Origin of the sequence: Desulfocurvus sp. (genome assembly GCF_023230885.1) — a bacterium.
In the GTDB taxonomy this organism is placed as follows: domain Bacteria; phylum Desulfobacterota; class Desulfovibrionia; order Desulfovibrionales; family Desulfovibrionaceae; genus Desulfocurvus.
Map to the genome: position 1 here is coordinate 1 of NZ_JALNWM010000187.1, position 7,076 is coordinate 7,076.

The window sequence follows — 7,076 nt, forward strand, 5'->3', positions numbered from 1 at the left end:
CAGCTGCTGTCCGACTGCGAGCGCAAGGGCACTGCCGTGGCCATGACCGGCCTGTCCGAAAACTTCCGCAAGGTCTTCGACATGGTCGGCATCACCCGCTTCGCCGCCATCTTCGAAACCGAAGAGGAGGCCGTGGCCGCCCTGTCGGCCGGCAGCTAGCCCGTGCGCGCCCTCGGCACGCCGCCCGGGACAGGCTGGCGAAAAAAGCGTTTCACCCCGTAGTGTTGAGCGGAAAGGAACAGAACCGCATCCCGCGGACGCCACACCGGCCCCCTGGGGCCGCGCGCCCCGCACCCCGGCCACAGAGGCCCCGCCCCCGGCGGGGCCTTTTCCGTGCGGCGCGCCAGGACGGCGTGGACAAGCTCCGGGAAGAGGGGTACCTCCTGCCCATGCGAAACGATGCCCCGCGCCTGCCCATTGGCGTTTTCGACTCCGGAGTCGGCGGGTTGACCGTGCTGCGCGCCCTGCGTCGGCGCCTGCCTGCCGAGAGCTTCCTCTACCTGGGCGACACCGCCCGCCTGCCCTACGGCACCAAGAGCCCGCAGTCCGTGGAGCGCTACGCCCTGCAATGCACCCGCCAGCTGGTGGCGCGCGGGGTGAAGATGCTCGTGGTCGCCTGCAACACGGCCTCGGCCGTGGCCCTGGAGCCCCTGGCCCGCGCCTGGCCCGGCCTGCCCGTTGTTGGCGTCGTGCGGCCCGGGGCGCGGGCGGGCTGCGCGGCCACGCGTAGCGGGCATATCGCCGTCATCGCCACCGAGGGCACCGTGCGCGGCGGGGCCTACCAGCGGGCCATCCAGGAGCTGTGCCCCCAGGCGCGCATCGTGGCCAGGGCCTGCCCGCTGTTCGTGCCCCTGGCCGAGGAGGGCTGGACCAGCGGGCCCGTGGCCGAGGCCGTGGCCCGCGAATATCTCGAACCGCTGTTTCCGCCCGGCGACCGCCGGGGCGCGGACGCGCCGGACACCCTCGTGCTGGGCTGCACGCATTTTCCGCTGCTGGCCGGAGCCGTGGCCCGGGTGGTCGGCCCGGAGGTGGCGGTGATCGACTCGGCCCAGACCGCCGCCGCCGAGGTGGCCGACGTTCTGGAGCGCGAGGGGCTCGGCGCGCCCCAGGGCACCCCGGAGCCCACCCGCTTCCTGGCCACCGACGATCCCGAGCGCTTCGCCCGCGTGGGCGGCCTGTTCCTGGGCCGGACCCTGGCCCGCGAGGACGTGGCGGTGGTGGACCTCTAGGCCGCCGCCCGCCCAAAGGCCAGGCGCCCCGCCCGGGATTCCCGGGCGGGGCGCCTGCGTTCCGGGCCCCGGGCGGGGCTCAGTTCACGCGGTAGGCCCGGCACCAGGGCCCCTTGTCCACAACCAGGGTGAAATGGGGCTCGAAGTCCCGGGGATCGCCCAGCAGCAGGCGCACGGCCATGGACTTGTAGACCCGCGCGTCCATGACGAAGCTCTCCCCCGTGCGCCGGTTGACCACGGCGAAGGGCGCGCCCGGGCGCAGCCAGTCGAGGGTGCGCACCCTGCCGTCCTCCTCCACCAGGGTCAGCCCGGCCAGGGCCGCCGACTGGCCCGTGGGCGCGCGCAGCATGCCGCGCCCCAGGTCCAGCGCCGCCCCGGGCACCGGCGAGGACCTGCCGCCCCAGGCGGAACCCGTGGCCAGACTGCGGGAGCCCAGGGCGCTCAGGGTCTTCAGGTAGGGCATGTTCTCCCAGGCCACGATGAAATACTGCTCGGGGGGCGCCACCGGCAGGGGCGGCCGCTCCACGGCCAGGCGCTCCACGAAGGCGTCGGCCGCCTCGCCGCCCATGCCCGCGAGCCCGCGCAGGGGATCGACCTTGTGGAACTCCAGGGCCGCCGGGGGGAAGGGCCGCGCCCCGGCGGCCTTGCGCAGCCGGACCTGCTCGGCCATGTCCGCCCCGGTCCAGGCGATGAGGTTCGCGGCCTGGGCCGGGGAGGCGCTGGCGTGGGCCACGGCCAGGGGGTAGACCCAGGCCCCGCCGTGCCGCCCGCCGTCGCCGAAGGTGTCGCGCCGGGCGTAGTATTGCGCGGCGTAGCCGTAGTCCCACCACTGCCAGAGCACCGCGTCGGGGGCGGCCACGGCGTCCAGCTCGCGCAGGGTTTCGGCGAAGGCGGGCGAGAGCACCCGCTGGGGCGGCAGCTCACGCGTGGGCAGATACAGGGCCGTCAGGCAGGCCAGGAACAAGGCGCCCTGCACGCCCAGGCGCAGAGCCCGGCGCCGCGTGGCCAGGGCCGCGAGGTCCGCCGCCAGGAGCCCCAGCCCAAGGCCCAGGGCCACGCCGCCGTACATGGTGAAGCGGATGCCCAGCCAGAGCCCGGCCAGCCCTAGGCCCAGCAGCGGCGCGAAGGCCAGCAGCAGCGGCCTGCGGACCACGGCCAGGGCATACCCGAAAAGCCCGGCCCAGAACGCCCACCACGATCCGGCCATCAGCAGCGGCAGGGTCTGCCAGGACACCCCGGCCGTCTCGCGCAGGGTGGAGATGACCGAGGGCAGGGCCAGCCCCTGGCGGGCGGACCCCAGGCTCACCTCGGCCCCCGAGGGGTCGAGGTAGACCATGATCATGTTCCAGGCGCCCTGGAGCCGGGGCAGCAGCACGGTCACGGCCAGCAGGGCCAGGGCCACGCCGCCGGCCGCGGCGCCGAGCTGGTGCGCGCGCACGGCCCCGGGCCACCGCCAGGCCAGGGCGGCCACGGCCAGCCCCAGGCCCAGGCCGAGCAGCCCGTATTCCACGGTGCCCAGCAGGGCGGCCAGCCCCAGGAGCAGCCCCGTGCGCTGGCCCGGCCGGGCCAGCAGGAACCCCAGGGCGCCCATGCCCCAGGCCATGACCAGCACCGGCACCCGGGAGGAGATGTAGAACCGCACCGACCCCAGGGCCAGCGCCCCCAGCAGCGCCCCCCCGGCAATGGCCAGGTGCAGGGGCAGCCCGGGCTCCGGCTCTTCGCCCCGGGGCAGCCAGCCCGCGCGGCACTGCGGCGCCAGCCAGACGTGGAGCCCGGCGGCCACGGCGCACAGGAACAGCAGGCTGACGAGGTCCGTGTCCAGAAAAGCCACCCGCGTGCGGATGAAAAAGCCGTAGCACGAGGCCGCCATCAGCCCGGCCACGGCTCCGGCTTCGGGGCGGCCCGCCCGCGCCGCGGCCAGGCACACGGGCAGCGCGGCCAGCCCGGCCACCAGGGGCGGCAGCCAGAAGCCCAGGTCGCCCAGGGGGATGCCCGTGACCGAATGCAGCACGCCCATGAGCCCGGAAAGCGGCTCGACGATCATGCGGCTGGTGCCCTGGGCCCCGGCCAGGAAGGCGTAGCCGTCGTGGCTGGCCAGCATGCGTTCGCCGCCGCACAGCATGGCGTCGGTCAGAAAGGAGCCCAGCTCCGCCAGCCGCAGGGCCGTGCCGGCGCCCCAGGCCAGGGCCACGGCCAGCCAGAAGCGCGCCCCCAGGCAGGAGCGCAGGGGCCCGCGGGCCGGAGCCGGAGCGAAAAGGGAACGAAGAATCGAGACTGCCTGCATGGATGGTCCAAGGGCTGAGGTTGCGGGAAATCGTCCCGCGTTCTACAGTGGGCCGCGCCGGGAATCCCCCCGGCCCGACGCCACCGGGCCCAGAGCCCAAGCCCCCGGACCCGCCTGGAACATGAAACGCCCGCAACTGCTCCTGGCCATGCACGACGCCATGCTCGCCGCCCTGGGCCCCAGCCGCTGGTGGCCCGGCGACACGCCCTTCGAGGTGGCCGTCGGCGCCGTGCTGACCCAGAACACCAACTGGAAGAACGTCGAGAAGGCCATCGCCAACCTGCGCGCCGCCGGGGCGCTGGAGGCGCGGGCCATGGACGCCCTGCCCGCCGCGCGGCTGGCCGAGCTGGTCCGGCCTTCGGGCTCTTTCAACGTCAAGGCCGCGCGGCTGAAGAACCTGCTGGCCCTGCTGCGCGACGAGGCCGACTACGACATCCGCGCCCTGTCCGGACGCGGGCTGGACGCCCTGCGCCCGCTGCTGCTCGGGGTTCGCGGCGTGGGCCCGGAAACGGCGGACAGCATCCTGCTCTACGCCCTGGACGAGCCGACTTTCGTCGTGGATGCCTATACCAGACGCATCCTTGGCCGTCACGCCCTTCTTCCCGAGGACGCCCACTACGACGAGGTGCGCGAGTTCTTCATGGACGCCCTGCCAAGGGACGCCGCCCTGTTCAACGAATACCACGCGCTGCTGGTGCGCGTGGCCAAGGACTTCTGCCGCAAGGCCAGGCCCCTGTGCGACGGATGCCCCCTGGAACCGTTCCTGGAGCGCTGATGCCCGTGCGCGCCGTGCTGCTGGTCCTGCTCCTGGCCCTGGCCGCCCCGGCCCTGGCCCCGCGCCCCGCCCCGGCGGGCAGCGTGGAGCAGTCCTTGCGGGCCAACGAACAGCTGGCCCGCCAGGGCCGCCAGAGCCTGACCCGCCTGACGGACCAGGAGCGCGCCCTGCACGGCGACCTGGCGGCCATCGAGGACGAGCTGGGCGCCCTGCGCGCCCGCGTGGCCGGAAGCGAGGCCGAGCTCAAGGCCCTGGACGCGCGCATCGCCCGCGCCAGGGCCGAGGGCCAGAGCCTGGACCGCGAGCAGCAGGCGGCCTATGCGGACCTGGGGCGGCTGGCGCGCGCCCTGTGGCCCCTGCGCGTGGCCGACCTGCACGCCCGCTCCGCCGCCAGGGGCTGGGACGAGGCCGACCGCCGCTTCGCCTGGGGCGCGGCCCTCTACGACGAGGCCCACGCCGCCGCCAGGGCCATCGAGGCCCGCAGTAAGCGGCTGACGGGCGTCGTCAGGGAGCAGCGGGAGCTGCGCGCCCGGGCCGAGGCCGCCCTGGCCGCCCTGAACGCCGACAAGGACGCATCCCTGGACAAGCGCCTGGACTTCGTGCGCCGCATCCGCGAGGTGCGCGCCGAGCGCCTGAACCAGGAACAGGCCCTGGAGCAGATCATGGGGGCCATCGAAGAGCTGGAATACCGGATGCAGGCCCAGGACGCGGGGAAATTCGAGGACCAGAAGGGCCGGCTGCCCTGGCCCGTGGACGGCAGGCGGCTGGACGCATCGGCCCTGGCCGGGCCCGGCGCCCGGGGCCAGGGGCGCGGCGCGGGCTTCTCCACCGCCCAGGACGCCCCGGTACGCGCGGTGTTCCCCGGGCGGGTGGTGGTCAGCGACCTGCTGCGCGGCTACGGCCATGTGGTCATCCTCTCCCACGGCGACAACTGGTACACCCTCTACGCCTTCCTGCGCGAGGACGCCGCCGGGCAGGGCAGCGAGGTGGCCTCCGGCGCCGTTTTGGGCCACGCGGGCTACTACCCGGCGGCCAAGGGGCCGGGGGTGTATTTTGAGTTGCGAACCGGGCAAAAAGCAATTAACCCTGTTGAGTGGCTCGCGCAGCGGCCCTAGAGGCCCGCGCCGCCCCCCACCACGCGAACCCGAGCCCCCGACCGGGGCATCGAACCCGGAGGCTTTTTCATGCGTTTCGCCGTCTGGCTTGGCACCTTCCTGCTCCTTGCCCTGCTGACCCTCGCCACCCCGCCCCTGCTGGCCACCCAGGACGACCCCTACGCCGCCCTGGGCCGCTTCAGCGACGTGCTCGACCTGGTGGAGAAGAACTATGTGCACGAGGTCAGCCGCGACGAGCTGGTCAACGGCGCCATAAAGGGCATGCTCGAACAGCTCGACCCGCATTCCACCTACATGGACGCCGAGGAATTCCAGGAGATGCAGATCCGCACCACCGGCGAGTTCGGCGGCATCGGCATCGAAATCACCCTGCGCGACGGCCGCCTGACGGTCATCTCGCCCATCGAGGACACCCCGGCCTTCGAGGCAGGGCTCAAGTCCGGCGACATCATCCTCGAAATCGACGGCCAAAACACCCAGGACATCTCCCTGCTCGAAGCCGTGAACAAGATCCGCGGCCCCAAGGGCTCCACCGTGGAGCTGACCCTGATCCACCAGGGCGACACCAAGCCCTACACCGTGTCCATCAAGCGCGCCACCATCCCCATCCGCGGGGCCAAGAGCAACGAGCTCGAACCCGGCTACCTCTACCTGCGCCTGATGAGCTTCAACGAGAACACCACCAAGGAGATGCGCGACGCCATCTCCGACTACACCAGGGACAACGCCCTCAAGGGCATCGTCCTCGACATGCGCGGCAACCCCGGCGGCCTGCTCAACCAGGCCGTGGCCGTGGCCGACACCTTCCTGTCCGGCGGCAACATCGTCTACATCAAGGGCCGCGACGACGCCTCGCGCGAGGACTTCAACGCCCGGCCCTCGGCCTCCGACGTGACCGCGCCCCTGGTCGTGCTCATCAACGCGGGCTCGGCCTCGGCCTCGGAGATCGTCGCCGGAGCCCTGCAGGACCGCAAGCGCGCCCTGATCCTGGGCGAGCCCAGCTTCGGCAAGGCCACCGTGCAGACCATCATCCCCCTGGCCGACGGCTCGGGCATCAAGCTGACCAAGGCCCTCTACTACACGCCCAACGGCCGCTCCATCCAGGCCGAGGGCATCGTGCCCGACATCGCCGTGCCCTTCGAGGAGCCCGCCGAGGGCAAGGACAACGGCGGCCCCGTGCTGCGCGAAAAGGACATGCGCGGGCACATCGAGGTCGCGCCCCAGAAGGGCGGCAAGGCCGGGGCGCCCAAGGTTTCCGACGAAATGCGCGTGCGCCTGGAGCGCGACAACCAGCTGCGCATGGCCCTGCAGTTCGTGAAGAAGCTGCCCGAACTGGGCCTGATCGGCGCGGGCAAGTAGCGCCCGGCCGGCGGCCGGGCCAGGACGCCACCCGCCATGAACGACAACACGAGCGACATCCGCCCCGTCGGCGCCGGCCACGAGCCCGGCGCCGACGGCGGCGCGCCCGCCCCCGAGCCGGGCCAGGCGCCCCCGCAGGGCCGGGCGGGCGCCCTGGGCGCCCTGCGCCGCGTGCCCCTGTGGGCCTGGGCCTCGGGGCTGGGCGTCCTGCTGGCCGCCGCCGTCGTCGTCGCCGTCCTGGGCGGCGGCCCCGGGCCGACCACGCCCCGGGGCGCCCCCCCCGCCGGGCAGCAAAACGCCACGCAACCCGCGGC

6 protein-coding genes are annotated in these 7,076 nt (G+C 73.6%); 5 read left to right on the forward strand and 1 reads right to left on the reverse strand.

What is annotated here, in order from left to right; all coding sequences use genetic code 11:
• Positions 1–389: 389 nt before the first annotated feature.
• Positions 390–1,229, forward strand: a complete 840-nt coding sequence (gene murI / locus M0P34_RS12370; protein WP_291499584.1) for a glutamate racemase — start codon at positions 390–392, stop codon at positions 1,227–1,229.
• Between the two features lie 79 nt (positions 1,230–1,308).
• Here murI and M0P34_RS12375 read toward each other — a convergent pair whose 3' ends face one another.
• Positions 1,309–3,513 (reverse strand): STT3 domain-containing protein, encoded by a 2,205-nt coding sequence (locus tag M0P34_RS12375; protein WP_291499586.1) that lies wholly within the window; start codon positions 3,511–3,513, stop codon positions 1,309–1,311.
• Positions 3,514–3,634: 121 nt separating this feature from the next.
• Between M0P34_RS12375 and M0P34_RS12380 the strand changes: the two genes are divergently transcribed.
• From M0P34_RS12380 to M0P34_RS12395, 4 genes are all read left to right on the forward strand, one after another.
• The gene (locus M0P34_RS12380; RefSeq protein WP_291499588.1) at positions 3,635–4,288 is read left to right on the forward strand and encodes an endonuclease III domain-containing protein; all 654 of its coding nucleotides are present in this window, start codon (positions 3,635–3,637) and stop codon (positions 4,286–4,288) included.
• Positions 4,288–5,403 carry a M23 family metallopeptidase gene (locus M0P34_RS12385; protein WP_291499590.1) on the forward strand — a complete coding sequence of 372 codons (1,116 nt, stop codon included), beginning with the start codon at positions 4,288–4,290 and terminating at the stop codon, positions 5,401–5,403. The genes M0P34_RS12380 and M0P34_RS12385 overlap by 1 nt, the downstream gene beginning before the upstream one ends.
• Positions 5,404–5,472: 69 nt before the next feature.
• On the forward strand, positions 5,473–6,762 hold the full coding sequence (locus M0P34_RS12390; RefSeq protein WP_291499592.1) for a S41 family peptidase: 1,290 nt from the start codon (positions 5,473–5,475) through the stop codon (positions 6,760–6,762).
• Positions 6,763–6,798: 36 nt separating this feature from the next.
• On the forward strand, positions 6,799–7,076 hold a 278-nt coding region (locus tag M0P34_RS12395; protein WP_291499594.1), incomplete at its 3' end, for a hypothetical protein.

Bases quoted from the DNA above. Each gene is read 5' to 3' on its own strand.
- murI (WP_291499584.1), top strand. From the start codon at position 390: ATGCGAAACGATGCCCCGCGCCTGCCCATTGGCGTTTTCGACTCCGGA.
- M0P34_RS12375 (WP_291499586.1), bottom strand. From the start codon at position 3,513: ATGCAGGCAGTCTCGATTCTTCGTTCCCTTTTCGCTCCGGCTCCGGCC.
- M0P34_RS12380 (WP_291499588.1), top strand. From the start codon at position 3,635: ATGAAACGCCCGCAACTGCTCCTGGCCATGCACGACGCCATGCTCGCC.
- M0P34_RS12385 (WP_291499590.1), top strand. From the start codon at position 4,288: ATGCCCGTGCGCGCCGTGCTGCTGGTCCTGCTCCTGGCCCTGGCCGCC.
- M0P34_RS12390 (WP_291499592.1), top strand. From the start codon at position 5,473: ATGCGTTTCGCCGTCTGGCTTGGCACCTTCCTGCTCCTTGCCCTGCTG.